Origin of the sequence: Xenorhabdus stockiae, assembly GCF_002632825.1 — a bacterium.
Lineage (GTDB): Bacteria > Pseudomonadota > Gammaproteobacteria > Enterobacterales > Enterobacteriaceae > Xenorhabdus > Xenorhabdus stockiae.
Genome location: NZ_NJAJ01000032.1, coordinates 20,363 through 39,541 on the forward strand (window position 1 = coordinate 20,363; position 19,179 = coordinate 39,541).

General features: G+C 45.5%; 14 protein-coding genes. 9 read left to right on the plus strand and 5 right to left on the minus strand.

Annotated features, from left to right (window positions below; all coding sequences use genetic code 11):
• Positions 1-327: 327 nt before the first annotated feature.
• The gene (gene priA, locus Xsto_RS15480; protein WP_099125621.1) at positions 328-2,526 is read right to left on the minus strand and encodes a primosomal protein N'; all 2,199 of its coding nucleotides are present in this window, start codon (positions 2,524-2,526) and stop codon (positions 328-330) included.
• A gap of 207 nt (positions 2,527-2,733) precedes the next feature.
• Between priA and rpmE the strand changes: the two genes are divergently transcribed.
• Positions 2,734-2,946: a 50S ribosomal protein L31 gene (gene rpmE / locus Xsto_RS15485; RefSeq protein WP_099111252.1), complete on the plus strand. Its 213-nt coding sequence runs from the start codon at positions 2,734-2,736 to the stop codon at positions 2,944-2,946.
• A 136-nt stretch (positions 2,947-3,082) separates the two neighbouring features.
• On the opposite strand, the gene metJ is transcribed toward rpmE, so the two are convergent.
• The gene (metJ, locus tag Xsto_RS15490) at positions 3,083-3,400 is read right to left on the minus strand and encodes a met regulon transcriptional regulator MetJ (RefSeq protein ID WP_099111253.1); all 318 of its coding nucleotides are present in this window, start codon (positions 3,398-3,400) and stop codon (positions 3,083-3,085) included.
• Positions 3,401-3,689: 289 nt separating this feature from the next.
• On the opposite strand from metJ, the gene metB reads away from it, so the two are divergent.
• The 4 genes from metB (at position 3,690) to Xsto_RS15510 (ending at position 10,666) form a co-directional block, all read left to right on the plus strand.
• Positions 3,690-4,868, plus strand: a complete 1,179-nt coding sequence (gene metB / locus Xsto_RS15495) for a cystathionine gamma-synthase (RefSeq protein ID WP_099125622.1) — start codon at positions 3,690-3,692, stop codon at positions 4,866-4,868.
• Positions 4,869-4,877: 9 nt separating this feature from the next.
• A complete protein-coding gene (locus Xsto_RS15500; RefSeq protein WP_099125623.1) occupies positions 4,878-7,313 on the plus strand; it encodes a bifunctional aspartate kinase/homoserine dehydrogenase II in 2,436 nt (811 codons plus the stop codon).
• Positions 7,314-7,768: 455 nt separating this feature from the next.
• Positions 7,769-10,405, plus strand: coding sequence for a phosphoenolpyruvate carboxylase (gene ppc, locus Xsto_RS15505; protein WP_099125624.1), 2,637 nt, complete (start codon positions 7,769-7,771; stop codon positions 10,403-10,405).
• Between the two features lie 27 nt (positions 10,406-10,432).
• The gene (locus Xsto_RS15510) at positions 10,433-10,666 is read left to right on the plus strand and encodes a hypothetical protein (protein WP_099111257.1); all 234 of its coding nucleotides are present in this window, start codon (positions 10,433-10,435) and stop codon (positions 10,664-10,666) included.
• Positions 10,667-10,835: 169 nt separating this feature from the next.
• Here the strand turns inward: Xsto_RS15510 and metF are convergent, their stop codons facing one another.
• From metF to argE, 3 genes are all read right to left on the minus strand, one after another.
• Complete coding sequence (metF, locus tag Xsto_RS15515; RefSeq protein WP_099111258.1) at positions 10,836-11,723, minus strand: methylenetetrahydrofolate reductase; 888 nt, start codon at positions 11,721-11,723, stop codon at positions 10,836-10,838.
• 336 nt (positions 11,724-12,059) lie between these two features.
• Positions 12,060-13,079 carry a glycosyltransferase family 9 protein gene (locus Xsto_RS15520; protein WP_099125625.1) on the minus strand — a complete coding sequence of 340 codons (1,020 nt, stop codon included), beginning with the start codon at positions 13,077-13,079 and terminating at the stop codon, positions 12,060-12,062.
• Positions 13,080-13,279: 200 nt separating this feature from the next.
• The gene (gene argE, locus Xsto_RS15525; protein ID WP_099125626.1) at positions 13,280-14,437 is read right to left on the minus strand and encodes an acetylornithine deacetylase; all 1,158 of its coding nucleotides are present in this window, start codon (positions 14,435-14,437) and stop codon (positions 13,280-13,282) included.
• 130 nt (positions 14,438-14,567) lie between these two features.
• Here argE and argC point away from each other — a divergent pair, with 130 nt between their 5' ends.
• From argC to argH, 4 genes are all read left to right on the plus strand, one after another.
• Positions 14,568-15,572: an N-acetyl-gamma-glutamyl-phosphate reductase gene (argC, locus tag Xsto_RS15530; protein ID WP_099125627.1), complete on the plus strand. Its 1,005-nt coding sequence runs from the start codon at positions 14,568-14,570 to the stop codon at positions 15,570-15,572.
• Between the two features lie 69 nt (positions 15,573-15,641).
• Positions 15,642-16,415 (plus strand): acetylglutamate kinase, encoded by a 774-nt coding sequence (gene argB / locus Xsto_RS15535; RefSeq protein ID WP_099125628.1) that lies wholly within the window; start codon positions 15,642-15,644, stop codon positions 16,413-16,415.
• Positions 16,416-16,517: 102 nt separating this feature from the next.
• Positions 16,518-17,750, plus strand: coding sequence for an argininosuccinate synthase (locus tag Xsto_RS15540; RefSeq protein WP_099111264.1), 1,233 nt, complete (start codon positions 16,518-16,520; stop codon positions 17,748-17,750).
• Between the two features lie 33 nt (positions 17,751-17,783).
• Complete coding sequence (gene argH, locus Xsto_RS15545) at positions 17,784-19,163, plus strand: argininosuccinate lyase (protein ID WP_099125629.1); 1,380 nt, start codon at positions 17,784-17,786, stop codon at positions 19,161-19,163.
• The last annotated feature ends 16 nt before the right edge of the window (positions 19,164-19,179 follow it).

Here is a 19,179-nt window from a genome sequence, read left to right on the forward strand (position 1 = left end):
CGGTCACATAGTTATCTATGCTCCCGGGGACTCGCTCCCTTGCCGCCGCGATGCAATTTGAAATCCATTGGGTATATCCGTAAAGTTAAAAAATTAACGACAAAAAACGCCAGCCATTTCTGTGGGGAAACGCTGGCGGATTCGTTTTCTACAGGCATATTAATAAATCCATTTTAAACAGATTAACAGTTCAATCCGTTACTTTGTTTGCATAAAAAATGTGATACGCATCATTTCTTAGAGCTGCTTCGCAAATTAAGGAAATAAGTTTCACTGTTTTTCATGGGGTTCTGCTTAGTTTTGAATTTTTATGGCCGCGTTTTTTTATTAGCCTTCAGTCGGATCGACATCAATATTCCATTTAACCTTACGTGCCAGAGGTAGTGCTGTAATACCCGGATAGACCTCAGTCATCATTTTCTGGAGATAAATACGCGAAGGATGCTGCACCAGTAATTGCCAGCGATAACGACCACTGCGTTTGGCCTGTAAGGCAGGAACAGGGCCCATAATCCATAGCTGGTCATTATACAGGGGGTGTTGTTCAAGTAGTTGGCGCATTTGCTGTAAAAAAGCAGGAGACTGCTGATTATCGTGATCTTCTGATCGCAGCATGATATGGCTGACAAAAGGGGGTAGAAGAACCTGCTGGCGTTCTTCTATTGCTTGCCGGGCAAATGCGTCATAGCCTTTTTCCAGCAATACCTGCAAAAGCGGATGGTCGGGATGGTGAGTCTGAAGGACGACCTCTCCCTGTTTGCCAGCGCGTCCTGCCCGGCCGGAAACCTGAGTATATAGTTGTGCAAAGCGCTCAGCGGCACGAAAATCGGCAGAAAACAGGGCACCATCCACATCCAGTAAAGCGACGAGTGTGACATCAGGGAAATGGTGGCCTTTTGCCAGCATTTGGGTTCCGATTAGAATGCGGGCTCCTCCCTGATGAACGTCAGCCAGTTGTTGCTCTAAAGCCCCTTTGCGGCTGGTGGTATCTCTATCGATACGGGTAACCGGAATATCGGGAAATAGTTGGCTGATACCATCCTCAAGTTGCTCCGTTCCCAGCCCTACCGGGATGAGATTTGTCGTCCCACATTGTGGGCATTGGCGTGGGATAGGACGTTGGCTGTCACAGTGATGACAGCGCAGATGGCGATGATTCTGATGAAGGGTGTAATAGTGATCACAACGCTGACATTCTGCTATCCAGCCACATTCATGGCAGAGCAGGGCAGGCGAATAACCGCGCCGGTTCAGGAACAGAATAACCTGATTATCGGCTTTTAAATGTTCTCTAATGCGGTTAATCAGTGGCTGAGATAGCCCGACAGTCAGCGGTAAGCCTTTCATATCAAGCAGGTGTTGAGTGGCTGGTTGGGCGTGACCTGCCCGTTTTGTCAAAGTGAGTTGCCGATATTTACCCTGCTGTACATTGTGCAGTGTTTCCAGCGCAGGGGTTGCGGTTCCCAGAATAATGGGAATGCTCTCTTTTTTGGCCCGGAATACCGCCAGATCACGGGCGTGATAACGCCAGCCTTCCTGTTGTTTATAGGAGCTGTCATGTTCTTCATCAATAATGATGACACCTAAGTGGGCAAAAGGTGTAAACAGTGCGGAGCGGGTGCCGATAACAATCGCATTTTCTCCCCGTCTGGCTCTTAACCATACGGATAACCTTTCACTGTCATTTAAAGCCGAATGCAGAACATCGACAGGTGCATTGAAACGTTCTCTGAATCGGCAAATAGTCTGGGGTGTTAAACCAATTTCAGGAACCAGAATCAGCGCCTGTTTTCCCTGCTCCAGAATATTTTCCAGTACACTCAGATAAACTTCGGTTTTACCTGAACCTGTGATACCAGCAAGTAACCAGGGAGCGAAAGTTTTATCTTCTGCGCGAATCGCGCCAACTGCGGTGGCCTGTTCAGTATTGAGTTTCAGCCGTTCGCCGATAATCTGAAAATGTTCCCGCCAGTTCTCCGCTTCCGGTTGTACCGGATGCAAATCAATGAACCCCTTTTTTTTCAGTGCCTGTAGTGCACTTTCGCTGATTTCTAATTCAGAAACCTGATGGCGATAAACGGATTGCTGGCGCAGTTTGGCTAATGCCTGTTGTTGTTTAGCTGAGCGTTTAAGTTGTTCTGGTGGCACTTGTTGGCCGGTTTCTGTTATTTGCCATTGCCAGAGCGGGGAAAATTCTGCTGGTTTGCCCTGCCGCAGCAAAACAGGCATAGCATGAAAAAGAACTTCCCCGAGCGGGTAGTGATAATAGTGGGCGGACCATTGGAGTAATTGCCAGAGATCGCCAGGGAAAAGGGTAGCTTCATCAAGAAGTTCAGTAATTGATTTCAGTTGTTCTGGAGCGAATTCACTGTTGTCGGTGATCCCGGTGACAACACCAATTGCACTGCGTTTGCCAAAAGGCACTCGCACCCGTATTCCAAGAGCAGGAACGGGTAATCCTTCGGGTAACAGGTAATCAAAAGAGCGGGCCAAAGGGACAGGTAACGCAACCTGAACAACTGTCATAAAGTGATTTCCGGATGATTAATGGCAAACATATAAACAAAGAGTATCATAGCAACTCAGCAGATTTCATTGCGCAATAAAACGATATTCTGTATGATCCGCCGCCTTTGGTATAAAAATTACCGAACTTATTTTAATCAACACGACGTGTGGTGTCTGGCGGCAATAAGGCCGGATAGCGACACGGCCTTAACAGAGGTTTTCCCCATGAGACAAGGTATTCACCCTAAATACGAAGAAATTACTGCATCCTGTTCTTGCGGTAACGTTATCAAAATCAAATCTACCGGTCACGATGTGAACTTGGACGTTTGTGGTGCATGCCACCCGTTCTACACTGGTAAGCAGCGTGACGTTGCGACTGGTGGTCGTGTTGATCGCTTTAACAAACGTTTCAGCGTTCCAGGTGCTAAGAAGTAATTCTTACTGCCAACAAAAACGCCCGGTTATATGCCGGGCGTTTTTGTTTTAAACGAATGCAATTTTAACTGCCTGCATCTGATTGATTTCAAGTCGCAGTACAGCCTATAAACAACGACTTGAGATAAAAGAGATATCAATATTCCCAAGTATCGGGATCAATCCCACACTCACGCATTATCTCTTTGGCTGCTTCAGGAATTTCATCATGACGCTCTTTGCGTAAATCGTCGTCATCAGGCAGAGGCTGTCCGGTGAATGCATGGAGAAATGCTTCGCACAGTAATTCGCTATTTGTTGCATGACGCAGATTATTTACCTGACGGCGGGTGCGTTCATCAGTCAGTATCTTCAATACCTTTAATGGAATTGAAACCGTAATCTTTTTGACTTGTTCACTTTTTTTGCCATGTTCAGCATAAGGGCTGACATACTCACCATTCCACTCAGCCATGAGATACCTTAAATAGTTTTAAATCAAGCAATTGAAATCAGAAATAAAAGAAATTATTTCTGAACTATGTTCGTGTCGATAATTCCGCATTTTAGCATATTTCCCCTATCGACTATATCGCTACGGTTAAGGATTTCAGAAAATATGCCCTCATCTGACATCAAAACAGGGGTAATAGACGGATTGTATTATTAAAGCGCAAATCTTTTTGGATGTCTAGATGTATTGACGTCTATATTTCTGGAGGTTATTCTTCTGTCACTCCTAAAATACAATAATGGGTAGAGCTATGGGGTTTAAACAAATAGCAGGTTGTAAACAAGCAACGGCTGCAGTTCAAAGTGGTATCAATGTTGACGAACAATATGGCTGTGTTGTTCCTCCCGTCTATCTTTCCAGTACGTATAATTTCACGGGATTTAATGAACCCAGAGCGCATGACTATTCCCGGCGCGGTAACCCGGGGCGTGATGTTGTCCAGCAGGTTCTGGCTGAACTGGAAGGCGGTGCAGGGGCTGTGATGACCAGCAGTGGGATGTCAGCGATTCACTTGTTATGCACGGTATTCTTACAGCCGGGAGATCTGCTGGTGGCTCCCCATGATTGCTATGGCGGGAGTTATCGCCTGTTTGACAGTTTAAGTCGCCGTGGAGCCTACAATGTTATTTTTGTGGATCAGTCGGATGATGCAGCATTGAAGCAGGCTCTTGCCCAAAAGCCCAAACTGGTATTGATTGAAACACCCAGTAATCCGTTGCTGCGGATCGTGGATATCCGGTACATCTGTGAACTGGCTCGTGAAGCCGGTGCATTAACGGTAGTCGATAACACATTTCTGAGTCCCGTCTTACAGAAGCCACTGGATTTGGGGGCAGATTTGGTTATTCATTCCTGTACAAAATACCTGAATGGGCACTCTGATTTAATTGCTGGTGCGGTGGTTGCTAAAGATCCCTCTATTGCCGAGGATTTGGCATGGTGGGCGAATAATATCGGCGTAACAGGCGGGGCTTTTGACAGTTATTTGCTGTTGCGGGGAATTCGTACATTATCAGCCCGGGTACTTCTACAGCAAAATAATGCGGCTGCCATTGCGGAATATCTGCAACAACAGCCACAGGTGAAAAAACTCTATTATCCGGGGCTGAAAGATCATCCGGGCCATGAAATAGCACGCCAACAGCAGGCCGGATTTGGTGCGATGCTGAGTTTTGAACTTGCTGGTGATGAACAAACAATGCGTGGCTTTTTATCTGGGTTAAAATTATTTACTCTGGCCGAATCGCTGGGTGGTGTGGAATCATTGATTTCTCATACTGCAACGATGACACATGCTGGTATGTCGGCAGAAGCAAGGAAACAGGCGGGAATTACGGATTCACTTCTTCGTATCTCGGTGGGAATAGAAGACAGTCAGGATTTAATTGCTGATCTGGATAGTGCATTTCAGGCAGCGGCAACGAGGTAAGCATTCATTATGGTTGAACTGGCAATAGCGGGGGCGGAATCTGGCCGCCAGTTACATAAATTTGGCGGTAGCAGCCTTGCAGACGTGAAATGTTATAAGCGGGTTGCGGATATTATGGCGAACTACAGCCAGCCGGGTGATTTGATGGTGGTATCGGCGGCGGGGAGTACGACGAACCAGCTGATTGACTGGCTGAAATTGAGCCAGAATGATCGTATTTCAGCGCATCAGGTTCAGCAGGCCTTACGGCGTTATCAGCAGGAATTAATCCGGGGATTGTTGCCAGAAGCTGCCGCCGAAACACTGATCGCAGATTTTGTTGCTGATTTGGAAAGGCTGAGTGCATTACTGGATAAACCGGTGAGTGATATTACCTACGCTGAAGTTGTTGGTCATGGCGAAATATGGTCCGCACGCCTGATGGCCGCAGTGCTTGAATCTCAGGGTATTTCCAGCGCATGGCTGGATGCGCGTCAGTTCCTGCGGGCTGAACGGGCGGCCCAGCCGCAGGTCGATGTTATCTTATCCCAGCCTTTATTGAGCCAGTTATTAGTTGAGAATTCTGATAAGCGTCTGGTGGTGACAGGTTTCATATCCAGTAACCATAAAGGAGAAACCGTACTATTAGGGCGCAATGGCAGTGACTATTCTGCTACCCAGGTTGGGGCATTGGCGGGTGCCAAAAAAGTGACTATCTGGAGTGATGTAGCCGGGGTTTACAGTGCTGATCCACGTAAAGTCAGCGATGCATGCCTGTTGCCATTATTGCGTCTGGATGAAGCGAGTGAACTGGCGCGTCTGGCTGCTCCTGTACTTCATACCCGAACATTACAGCCTGTTTCGCTCAGTGATATCGATTTGCAATTACGTTGCAGTTACCAACCTGAACAGGGTTCTACCCGTATTGAGCGGGTTCTGGCATCCGGGATGGGAGCAAAGATTGTAACCAGCCACGATGATGTCTGTCTGATTGAGTTACACCTTTTTTCGTCCCTCGATTTTAAACAAACCTATAAAGATATCGACTCATTGCTGAAGCGTACCCAAATCAGGCCGTTGGCGACGGGGCTACATACTGACTGCAATTTGATTCAGCTTTGTTATACCTCTGAAATAGTTAACAGTGCCCTTGATGTATTACAGGATGCTTCTTTGCCGGGAAAACTTTCCTTGCGTGAAGGGTTTTCGCTGGTGGCGTTGGTCGGGGCAGGAGTATGTAAAAACCCGTTACATAGCCACCGTTTTTATCAGCAGCTTAAAGACCAGCCGGTTGAGTTTATCTGGCATGCTGAAGATGATATCAGTCTGGTTGCTGTACTGCGCTTGGGTCAGACATCTCATCTGATTCAGGGATTACATCAGAGTTTGTTCCGGGCAGAAAAACAGATCGGTTTGGTTCTGTTTGGAAAAGGTAATATTGGTTCACGCTGGCTGGAGCTGTTTGCGCGTGAACAGAAAAATATCTCAGCGCGCAGTGATTTTGAATTCATTCTGGCAGGTATTGTTGATAGTCGCCGAAGCCTGCTGAATTATCAGGGGATTGATGCAAGCCGGGCATTAGCATTCTTCAATGATGAGGCCACCACTCATGCAGATGATGAACTGTTTTTGTGGATGCGGGCACACCCTTATGATGATTTGGTCGTACTTGATGTGACGGCGAGTGAAGAGTTGGCGGGTAACTACATCGATTTTGCCAGTTATGGTTTCCATGTGATTAGCGCTAATAAGGCTGCCGGTGCCTCCGACAGTAATACTTATCGCATGATCCGGGATGCTTTTGCAAAGACTGGTCGTCACTGGTTATACAACGCAACTGTTGGTGCAGGGTTACCCATTAACTATTCTGTCAGGGACTTACGGGAAAGTGGCGATACGATCCTGTCTATCAGTGGGATTTTCTCTGGCACACTATCGTGGCTGTTCCTCCAATTTGACGGTACAGTTCCTTTCAGCGATCTGGTGGAACAGGCATGGCAACAGGGGCTAACAGAGCCTGATCCCCGCATTGATCTTTCCGGTCAGGATGTGATGCGTAAGCTAGTGATTCTGGCTCGTGAGGCTGGCTATGAGATTGAGCCGGATCAGGTACGGATAGAGTCACTTGTACCACCAGAAGCCAGCATTGGCTCGATTGACGAGTTTTTTGAAAACAGCTCAGCTATCAATGAGCAAATGCAGAAACGGTTGGAAGCTGCGCGTGAAATGGGCATGGTACTGCGTTATGTGGCGCGCTTTGATGCCAAAGGTAAGGCTAAAGTAGGGGTAGAAGCGGTGCGTTCAGAGCATCCTTTAGCCTCGTTATTACCAGGAGATAATGTGTTCGCCATAGAAAGCCGCTGGTATCGTGATAATCCTCTGGTCATTCGTGGCCCGGGCGCAGGGCGTGATGTCACGGCCGGTGCGATTCAGTCAGATTTGAATCGTTTATCGCAACTTTTATAGTAATCCGCACGTTCTATCAGAATATTTGATTTATGCCTGTTCCCTCTTTTATTTTTGATTGGAGCAGGCTCACGTAGCCCCCATTTACCAGCAAAAGTTCGTTGTTTTTCCTTCATTGTTGGGAATTTTCAAAGCCAATAGTCTGACTCAGGTTAAAGAAAGTTTTGAACAAAATTTCATAAAATCCGCCCAATTTGTTTGTTTTCTGATATGAATAGTAGATTAAATATACCCAATGGATTTCAAGTTGCATCGCGGCGGCAAGGGAATGACAAATTCGTCGGGAACGAATTTGCTCAGCCAAAGGCTGGCCTCCGGTGAGAGGCAGGAGCCTCTCAGTAATCCCCGGGAGCATAGATAACTATGTGACCGGGGTGAATGAGTGCAGCCAACAAAGAGGCAGCTTGAAAGGCGAAGGGTAAACATGCATACAGCAACACAAGGTCAGGACTCACATGAATCAACAATATTCCGCAATGCGAAGTAATGTCAGTATGCTTGGTACGATACTGGGAAACACGATCAAAGAGGCTCAGGGAAAGGATATTCTTGATAAAGTTGAAACGATAAGGAAGCTATCCAAATCATCCCGTGCCGGAAATGACGCTGATCGCCAGCAACTGTTATCGACACTGCAAAATTTATCTAATGATGAATTACTGCCGGTTGCCAGAGCGTTTAACCAGTTTCTTAATCTGGCCAATGCTGCTGAACAATATCACAGCATCTCACCGCATGGTGAAGCAGCCAGTAACCCGGTTGCATTAGCAGCACTCTTTGAACGGCTGAAAAGTAAAAACTTCAATAATGATGATTTGGTTCAGGCGGTCAATGAACTTTCCATTGAACTGGTGCTGACCGCGCATCCGACAGAAATTGCCCGCCGCACTCTGATCCATAAACTGGTTGAAGTGAATACCTGTCTGGCACAGCTGGATCATGATGATTTGGCTGATTACGAGCATAACAATATCATGCGTCGTTTACGCCAGTTGGTTGCTCAGTCCTGGCATACTGATGAAATCCGCAAGATCCGCCCTACCCCGATTGATGAAGCCAAATGGGGTTTTGCGGTAGTGGAAAATAGCCTGTGGGAAGGTGTTCCTGCGTTTTTGCGTGAATTCAATGAGCAATTGGAAGAATCTATCGGTTACAGCTTACCGGTAGAGTCTGTGCCAATCCGTTTTACTTCCTGGATGGGAGGCGACCGGGATGGAAATCCTAACGTCACCGCAGAAGTTACCCGCCATGTGCTGTTACTTAGTCGCTGGAAAGCCGCTGACCTGTTTCTGAAGGATATTCAAGTTCTGGTATCCGAGCTTTCGATGTCGGAATGCACGCCAGAGCTGCGCCAGCTGGCAGGAGGAGATGAGGTTATCGAGCCTTATCGTGAAATTGCTAAACAGTTGCGTACTCAATTAAATAATACGCTGGCATATTTGGAAAAACGCCTTAAAGGTGAACAGGTTATTCCTCCCGCAGATTTATTGCTGCATAACGATCAATTGTGGCAGCCGCTCTATGCCTGTTACCAGTCTCTGAAAGCCTGCGGTATGGAAATTATCGCCGATGGTCAGTTGCTGGATATTTTGCGTCGTATCCGTTGTTTCGGTCTGTCACTGGTTCGCATTGATATTCGTCAGGAAAGTACCCGTCATACTGATGCTATCGCCGAGCTGACCCGATATCTGGAAATGGGCGATTATGCGAGCTGGTCAGAAACAGAGAAACAGGCCTTTTTGTTGCGTGAACTGAATTCGAAACGCCCGCTAATTCCTCGTCACTGGCAGCCAAGTGCAGAAACTCAGGAAGTATTGGAAACCTGTAAAGTCATTGCAGAATCGCCACCGGATGCGATTGCCGCCTATGTGATTTCTATGGCGAAAGTCCCTTCAGATGTACTGGCAGTGAAATTACTGCTAAAAGCTGCGGATTGTTCATTGTCATTACCTGTTGCACCATTATTTGAAACGCTTGATGACCTGAATAACGCGGAAAGTGTGATCCAGCAATTGCTCCATATCGAATGGTATCGTGAACTGATTCAGGATAAACAAATGGTCATGATTGGCTATTCTGACTCAGCAAAAGATGCGGGCGTGATGGCAGCATCGTGGGCACAGTATCGTGCTCAGGATGCATTGATCAGAGTGTGTGAAAAAGAAGGTGTCAAACTGACACTGTTTCACGGTCGGGGAGGAACAATCGGACGTGGTGGTGCTCCGGCACATTCGGCATTACTTTCTCAGCCGCCGGGCAGCCTGAAAGGAGGGTTGCGTGTAACAGAGCAGGGAGAAATGATCCGCTTCAAGTTCGGCTTGCCACAGGTGACGATTAGTAGTCTGGCAATGTACGCCAGCGCCATTCTGGAGGCGAACTTACTGCCACCGCCAGAGCCGAAACCTGAATGGAAGCAGATCATGGATACGCTTTCCGATATTTCCTGTGATATGTATCGTGATTACGTCCGCGAGCAGCCGGAATTTGTGCCTTATTTCCGTTCGGCAACTCCTGAACAGGAACTGGCGAAGTTACCGTTAGGCTCTCGCCCTGCCAAACGCCGTCCGACAGGTGGAGTAGAAAGCCTGCGCGCCATTCCGTGGATTTTCGCGTGGACGCAAAACCGCCTGATGCTTCCGGCATGGCTGGGGGCAGGTGCTGCATTACAGCATGTGATAGAGGCTGATCAGCAGGATACTTTGTCGGAAATGTCCCGTGACTGGCCATTTTTTACAACGCGTATCGCTATGCTGGAGATGGTTTTTGCCAAAGCTGATTTATGGTTGGCGGAATATTATGACCAACGTTTGGTTGATAAAAAACTGTGGCCGCTGGGTACGAAACTACGTAATCAACTTTTAGCCGATATCGAGACTGTTCTGGCTGTTTCACGTGATGGGCAACTGATGGCGGATCTACCGTGGATAGCGGAATCCATCGCATTACGTAATGTTTATACAGACCCGCTGAATGTTTTACAGGCAGAGCTATTACAGCGTTCCCGCCAGCAGGAACAGCCTGATCCTCGCGTAGAGCTGGCGCTGATGGTAACAATAGCAGGTGTTGCGGCAGGGATGCGCAATACAGGCTAGTATTTCGTTTTCTTGATGAGAAAAAGGGTGAAACCGGATGGGAAACTGTCCGGTTTTGCTTATTGTATCGGTAGTCCATTCAAACATAAATTACAGGGAGTGAATTCGCTTATTACCTATCTGTCCAATATGCTTGCTTCTCTGTCAGTGGGTATGGTGATGAGCGATCAGGCTGGGTGGTATATCCTGAATATTGTTAGTATGGTTATTATTGTTGGATTTGTGTTTTGGTTTATTTCCAGAAATAACAGGATGTGCTGATGGGAAATTGCTCATATTCTGTGTGATTTAAAACCAAATGGATGAACTTCTTGATAAATGGGATGCGTTTTGCTGGGGAAGAGACACAGATTTACATCGTCACCGTTTGATTGTAATCAGTAAGGAAGTTTTGTCTTCGCCGAACTAAAGAGTTCGGCGGAAATGAAATTTAACAAGGGCGAACCCCTAATGTATGGCAGATTGCATAACTCAATTCTGCTCGGTTCAGCGTATAAAAATGGAAGTCTTTCACTCCTTCACGGCTCAGAATTTTCACCATATCCATTGCTATTGAAGCGCCCACTAAGCTGCGGCTTTCAGGGTCATCATCTAATCCTTCAAACATTCTGGTCATCCAGCTTGGGATACGAACATTAGTCATAGTCGCAAACCGCTGTAGCTGACGGAAGTTAGAGACAGGCAAAATACCCGGCACGATTTCTACATCAATTCCTGTTGAAACACAGCGATCACGAAAACGAAGATAACTTTCCACATCAAAAAAGAATTGAGTAATAGCGCGATTGGCACCGGCATCAATTTTTCTTTTCAGGTTAATCAGGTCAGATTGCGCACTTTTTGCTTCGGGATGGACTTCCGGATAAGCCGCCACGGAAATATCAAAATCAGCCTCTTTTTTTAAGAGCTCAACCAAATCAGCACCGTACATTTCAGGTTTACTGCTGCCATTTGGTAAATCGCCACGCAAGGCCACAATATGACGAATCCCGCTACTCCAGTAATCGTGGGCGATGTTACACAATTCTTCACGGTTGGCATCAATACAAGTTAGATGAGGCGCAGCTTCAAGGCCTGTTCTGTCTTTGATGCCCTTAATGATGCTATGAGTACGATCACGCTCACCAGAATTAGCTCCATAAGTCACGGAAACAAACTTAGGCTTAAGTTTGCTTAGACGGTCAATGGACTTCCACAGGGTCTGTTCCATTTCAGCCGTTTGGGGTGGAAAAAATTCGAAGGAAACACGAATTTGACCTTCAAGTTCAGCCAGATTCTGATTTAGTGCCTCTTGATGATTAGCGTGAAAGAAACTCATACCCTGTACCCTCGTGAACGAACGGAGTTTTTCTCCGATTATATTTAGATGCTTAAGTGTTTATATGTCTATCCGTTTAGATGTCCAAATAGAATGAGCGAAGCGGGATTTTTAGTCAATTAGGAAATGGCTTATTTCCAGTGAGGAATATTCAGTGTGATCAGGAAAGAAATTCATGTTGGGAAAGGTATCTGCACAAACTGCTACGTGGAAGCTGCTTGGTATAGAGGGTAGCTGTTGGCAAAAGCAGCAATGGCACGGATGCTGCTTTAAATTGTTGCTGTTTTATTTTTTACGATTAAGAAGTATCAATTGACTTAACATACCAATAAATAATTAACTATAGTTATCACTAGTCAGAGAGGGGCTGTAACATTTTTTCAGTAAAAGATTGACGGCATCACATATTCTTCTCACATCAATGTCATTTACTATACTTCCTTCTTTTAAAAGGATACTTTCAACATTAATAGGATGCCAGCGTAAATATTTTTCAGGCCTATTTTCAAATAAAGAGACCACAGGTATTTGTAATGCTGAACTTAGGTGCACTGGAGCGCTATCGGCTGAAACAATAATGTCCATACAGCTAGTAGCTGCAATCATATCTTGAACATGTTCTGTTTTAAGGTAATGAACTGAAAGATCAGTAAAGTATTGTTCTTTTATTTCTTCATTTTGGTCATGGAAAATAAAAAAATCAGATTTATTTCCTATCAATCTTACTAAATCAGCCCATTTTTTTATATCCAATTTTCTGTTTGCTGATTTGTTAGAAATAAACAAACCTATTTTAGGTTTATTTCCTTGTCCTATATTTTTCATCCATTCCCCACGTAAAATTGGATCAGGATAAACATAGGGTTTTAATGTATTGAGCTTGGGTGTTTCAACTTCGGGGATCAAGTCAAATCCAGATAAAATCTCATGTTTTATTGGCCTATGAGTGACATGATTAGGATCTCTATCATCAAATTCACTTTCCTTTGTGTGCCAGCGACAATCGGGTATATTTAATTGTCGAATAAACTGGATGCTATTTTTATTTAATCCACCATTCGGAATTATTCCAATATCAAATTGCATTTTCCTCAGCCGTAAAATAAGAGCAATCCTATTTATCAATGAATTTAATATCCCGGGATGTACGTTGCGTTCACGATTTTTGCTATAAACATAAGTATGGACAAATGAAATATCAGGATTTCTATCCAGCACTGGAGCATTATATTTATTGGCTAAAACATGAATCTCAGCATTTGGAAATGTTTTCTTTATGGTATGGATTAAAGGTGTTGTACATATCATATCACCAAGAAAATCTATTCTGATGATTAAAATTTTCTTTTTTTTCATATACCCGTCATTTTGCTCGTGATTACTACATTTATTTTGTGATTTATTTCATGATGTTATCCATTAACTAATTAATATTAGTCAGTTTATTGTGTTTATCCAGTGTGACGTAAAATTTTGGCCTTCAGACGTGGAATATAAGGCGCGTGAGATTCCCCAGCATGAAGGCTGGGGAGGGTATTAAGTTATCTTGGATAATATTAATTCACACCCAAGCAAAAATGCTCCACAATTTGGGCAATCAGTTTCCTTGTCGGCTCAATCATTGATACCTCTATATACTCATCAGGTTGATGGGCCTGCTCAATGGAACCCGGCCCCAGAACTATTGTCGGGCAGAGTTGCTGAATAAAAGGTGCTTCCGTACAGTAATTGACGGTTTCTGCTTTTTTTCCCAACAGTTTTTCGATAACACCTACCAGCTTGTGATTGGTCGGACACTCATAACCGGGAACGGGAGGATGAAGTTCTGTCACATTCAGGCGTCCCGGCCAGTGTTGCTTGACGGGTTCCAGTGATTCATTCAGTGCTTCATTCAAATCCTGTAATGTCAGGCCGGGTAGCGGGCGAATATCCATATGCAGCTCACAGCAGGCACAGATCCGGTTAGCTGCATCACCACCGTGGATATGACCGAAATTCATGGTGGGATACGGAATAGCGAAAGCCGGATTATGGTAACGCTCCTGCAAGGTATGACGTAATTTCATCAGCTGTGTGATGGACTCATGCATCAAATCAATGGCGTTAACACCCCGCGCCGGATCACTGGAGTGGCCGGATTTCCCTTCAATACGGATAGCATGGGCAACATGCCCTTTATGGGCGCGGATTGGCTGTAGTGATGTCGGTTCGCCAATAATGGCAAAATCAGGTCGGATAGTTGCGTTTGCGGCAAAGTATCGGGCACCAGCCATTGAGGTTTCTTCATCTGCGGTTGCCAGAATATAGAGTGGGTGAGACAGCTTACTAATATCAATATCTCGTATTGTATCAATGATAAAGGCAAAGAAGCCTTTCATATCAGCAGTTCCCAGACCGTATAATTTGCTATCACGTTCTGTCAGTGTGAATGGATCTTGAGTCCAGCGCCCGGCATCAAATGGTACAGTGTCTGTATGACCGCATAAGAGTAACCCTCCAGACCCACTCCCTAACGTTGCAAGCATATTAAATTTTCCGCGAGATTCCGGCACAGGCTGAACCTCAATTTCAAAACCAATCTGTTTCAGCCAGTCAGCCAATAGAGAGATAACAGATTCATTACTTTGATCTAGCTCCTCATCCACGGCACTGATGGAAGGTGCTGCGATAAGCTGGCGATATAACTCAATAAACGTTGGTAATTTAATATTCACTGTTGACAGCCCTTATTCAAGATAGTATCAATATTAATGCAATTTAATTGAATATAAATTCAATTGTGTAATCGGGTTACTACATTGGGTTAATACAATACATTGGGTTAATACAAGGTGAATAAATCCCATGCTTAATACGCTGATAGTTGGTGCCAGTGGCTATACCGGAGCGGAGTTAGCAGCATGTCTGCAACGCCATCCTTATATACATCTTGCGGGTCTGATGGTTTCTGCTCAAAGCTCTGATGCCGGAAAGTGCTTGTCAGAACTTTACCCACAGTATAAAGGAACCCTTGATTTACCTTTACAACCGTTAACTGATGTGGCTGAAGCCGCAAGCGGTATTGATATCGTTTTCCTTGCTACCGCACACGAAGTCAGCCATGACATTGCTCCGGAATTTCTACAGGCAGGCTGTATCGTATTTGATTTATCTGGTGCCTATCGCGTACAAAATACACTGTTTTATTCAGAATACTACGGATTTGAGCATAAAAATATCGATTGGCTTGAGCAGGCGGTATATGGGCTGGCGGAATGGCAGGCGGAGAAAATTAAAACAGCTCAGCTGATCGCAGTTCCGGGTTGTTACCCTACGGTTTCACAGCTTTCGCTGAAACCACTGCTGGAAGCTGGTTTGCTGGATACCGGACAGTGGCCCGTTATTAATGCTGTCAGTGGTGTGAGTGGGGCCGGGCGTAAGGCGTCGATAAATAACAATTTCTGTGAAGTCAGTTTGCAGCCTTACGGTGTTTTCAATCATCGCCACCAGCCGGAAATTGCTACACATTTAGGGACAGATGTAATTTTCATCCCCCATTTAGGCAATTTTGCGCGAGGGATCTTAGCTACGATTACCTGCAAGCTGAAAGCCGGTATCACAGAAGAACAAGTCAGGCATGCCTATCAACAGGCTTATCACGATAAACCACTTATTCGGCTCTATGAAAAAGGTGTTCCTGCCCTGAAAGGGGTCGTCGGGTTGCCATTCTGTGATATTGGTTTTGCTGTACAAGGCCAGCATCTGATTATTGTCGGGGCTGAGGATAATCTTCTGAAAGGTGCAGCAGCGCAGGCCGTGCAGTGTATGAATATTCGCTTCGGGTTCGAAGAAACTCAGGCGTTACTTTAATTCAATGTGTTTTGAATTCAGAGCTTTTTTATTTCAGAAATTATTTGATACCGACAGAGGATAAATCTGATGGAGCCATTAGTTATCAAGTTGGGTGGGGTGTTATTAGATAGTGATGAAGCGCTGGTACGATTATTTTCCACATTGCAGTTATATCGAAAAACGCATAAACGTCCTTTAGTCATTGTACATGGGGGCGGTTGCTTGGTTGATGAACTGATGCAGAAATTACAGTTGCCGATTATCAAGAAACAGGGCCTGCGTGTAACGCCAGCAGATCAGATCGATATTATTACCGGGACACTGGCTGGCACAGCTAATAAAACCTTACTCTCCTGGGCGATAAAATACCGTTTACCTGCGGTTGGTCTATGTTTGGGTGATGGCTGTGTTGTGAAAGTTTCTCAGTTTAACGAGGAATTTGGTCACACGGGCATGGCTTCTCCCGGTAATCCGGATTTGCTGAAAATCTTATTGGATATCGGTTATATCCCCATTATTAGCTCTATTGGTATTACAGAAGACGGCAAATTAATGAATGTGAATGCAGATCAAGCTGCTACAGCTGTTGCACAGTCACTGGATGCCGATTTAGTTTTTCTGTCAGATGTCAGCGGCATTCTGAATGGAAAAGGCAACAAGCTCCCTGAAGTATCAGAAAAAGAAATACAGCAGATGATTGAACAGGGTGTGATTACTGACGGCATGGTTGTGAAAGTCCATGCGGCACTGGAAGCCGCAAAAACACTGGGGCGTCCGGTGGATATCGCCAGCTGGCGTTATGCTGACCAACTGATTGCTCTATTTAATGGTATATCCGTTGGCACTCGCATTCTGGCATAACCATTCTGACATAACAGAGAATGAAAGCGGTTTTGACTGATTAACAGCATGGCACCTTTCTGATGAAAACTTGCTGGTGAATAAAAGTAAAAGGCTACCTCTATGACAACGACGACTACTTCGGTAAAAAACAGTATTAAAAAGATTGTGCTGGCATATTCTGGCGGTTTGGATACTTCTGCCATCATTCCGTGGCTGAAAGAACATTATGGCAACTGTGATGTTATTGCATTTGTCGCCGATGTTGGTCAGAGCCGTGAAGATTTGGATGGTATAGAACAAAAAGCATTACGTTCCGGCGCTTCAGAATGCCATATCGCCGATCTGCGTGAAGAATTCATTAAAGAATATGTTTATCCGGTACTGAAAACCGGAGCATTGTACGAAGGCAGTTATTTGCTCGGTACTTCAATGGCTCGCCCGATTATTGCCAAAGCGCAGGTTGAACTGGCCCTGAAAGTGGGTGCTGATGCACTGGCGCATGGGGCGACGGGTAAAGGGAATGATCAGGTTCGTTTTGAGAGTACCTATACGGCATTGGCTCCACATCTGAAAGTCGTCGCTCCGTGGCGAGAGTGGGATTTGCGTTCCCGCGAGGCGTTGTTGGATTACCTGAAAGTCCGTGATATTCCTACTACGGCAACACTGGAAAAAATTTACAGCCGTGATGAAAACGCGTGGCACATTTCCACCGAAGGTGGTGTATTGGAAAATACGTGGAATGCAGCGAATAAAGATTGTTGGGAGTGGACTGTAGCGCCGGAAGATGCTCCTGACGAACCTGAATATCTTTCTGTCACTGTTGAGAAAGGAGAGGTTGTCGGAGTCAATGGGAAGATACTGTCGCCATATCAATGCCTTAATGAATTGAATGAGCTGGGTGCTAAACATGGTATTGGCCGGATTGATATTGTGGAAAACCGTCTGGTCGGAATGAAGTCCCGTGGCTGTTATGAAACACCGGGAGGAACCATCATGATGGCGGCTCTGCGCGGTATTGAACAATTAGTTCTGGATCGTGACAGTTTTAAATGGCGTCAGCAGCTGGGTCTGGAGATGTCTTATGTTGTTTACGATGGGCGCTGGTTTGTGCCGCTGCGTCAGTCTATTCAGGCTGCGGCAGAGATGCTGGCTGAGAATGTCAGTGGTGAAGTGATCCTGAAGCTGTATAAGGGGCAGGTGACAGCCACTCAGAAAACATCTCCTTATAGCCTCTACTCTGAAGAGTTTGCTACTTTTGGTGAGGATGAAGTCTATGATCACAGCCATGCTGAAGGGTTTATCCGCCTCCATTCGCTTTCTTCCCGCATTCGTGCGCTGAAAAGCAAAAAGTAATTTCCGGCTAATAAAAAGAAGAGGAATGCAATTATGGCACTTTGGGGTGGGCGCTTTAGTCAGGAAGCTGATCAGCAATTTAAGCAGTTTAATGATTCCCTGTGTTTTGATTATCGTCTGGCAGAGCAGGATATTTTTGGCTCTGTCGCATGGTCAAAGGCGCTGGTCACAGTTGGTGTTCTGACATCTGAAGAGCAGCAGAAGCTGGCGTTGGCGTTGAATGCATTACTGGATGAAGTGAGAACCAACCCAGAGGCTATTTTGCAAAGCGATGCGGAAGATATTCATAGTTGGGTGGAAGGCCAGTTGATCGCAAAAGTTGGGGATTTAGGCAAAAAACTGCATACAGGACGCAGCCGTAATGATCAGGTCGCGACTGACCTGAAGTTGTGGTGTAAGGATCAGATAGCGGATATCCGGCAGGCTCTGACAGCATTACAACAGGCATTAGTGATTACGGCTGAGAATAATCAGGATGCCGTTATGCCGGGGTATACTCATTTACAGCGGGCGCAGCCGGTGACTTTCGCACATTGGTGTCTCGCATATGCAGAAATGCTTGCCCGTGATGAAAGCCGTTTGCAGGATACTTTAAAACGGTTGGATGTCAGCCCGTTGGGATGTGGTGCGTTAGCGGGAACGGCTTATGATATTGATCGGGAACAACTGGCTTCATGGCTTGGTTTTGCCTCAGCAACCCGTAATAGTTTAGACAGCGTGTCAGACCGTGATCATGTGCTGGAACTGCTATCAAATGCCAGCATCAGTATGATCCATCTTTCACGTTTTGCCGAAGATCTGATTTTCTTCAACAGTGGAGAAGCAGACTTTATTGAATTATCGGATCGGGTAACGTCTGGTTCCTCTTTGATGCCTCAAAAGAAAAACCCTGACGCACTGGAACTTATCCGCGGTAAATGTGGCCGGGTACAGGGTGCATTGACAGGTATGATGATGACATTAAAAGGGCTGCCTCTCGCTTATAACAAAGATATGCAAGAGGATAAAGAAGGGCTGTTTGATGCGTTAGATACTTGGCGGGTTTGCCTGCATATGGCAGCAATGGTATTGGATGGCATTCAGATAAAACGTGAGCGTTGCCGGGAGGCAGCAAAGCAGGGCTATGCTAATGCTACGGAATTAGCCGATTATCTGGTGGCAAAAGGTGTCCCATTCCGTGAAGCACATCACATTGTTGGTGAAGTAGTGATTGCTGCAATAAAGAAAGGTAAGGCGCTGGAAGAGTTATCATTATCTGAATTACAAAAGTTCAGTGAAACTATTTCAATCGATGTATACGATATTTTATCGTTACAGTCCTGTCTGGATAAACGTCTGGCAAAAGGTGGTGTGGCACAGAAACAGGTAGTGCTGGCTATTACTGAGGCAAAGCAGAGGCTACATCTCAGCTAACTGAAACCCCTCTGAG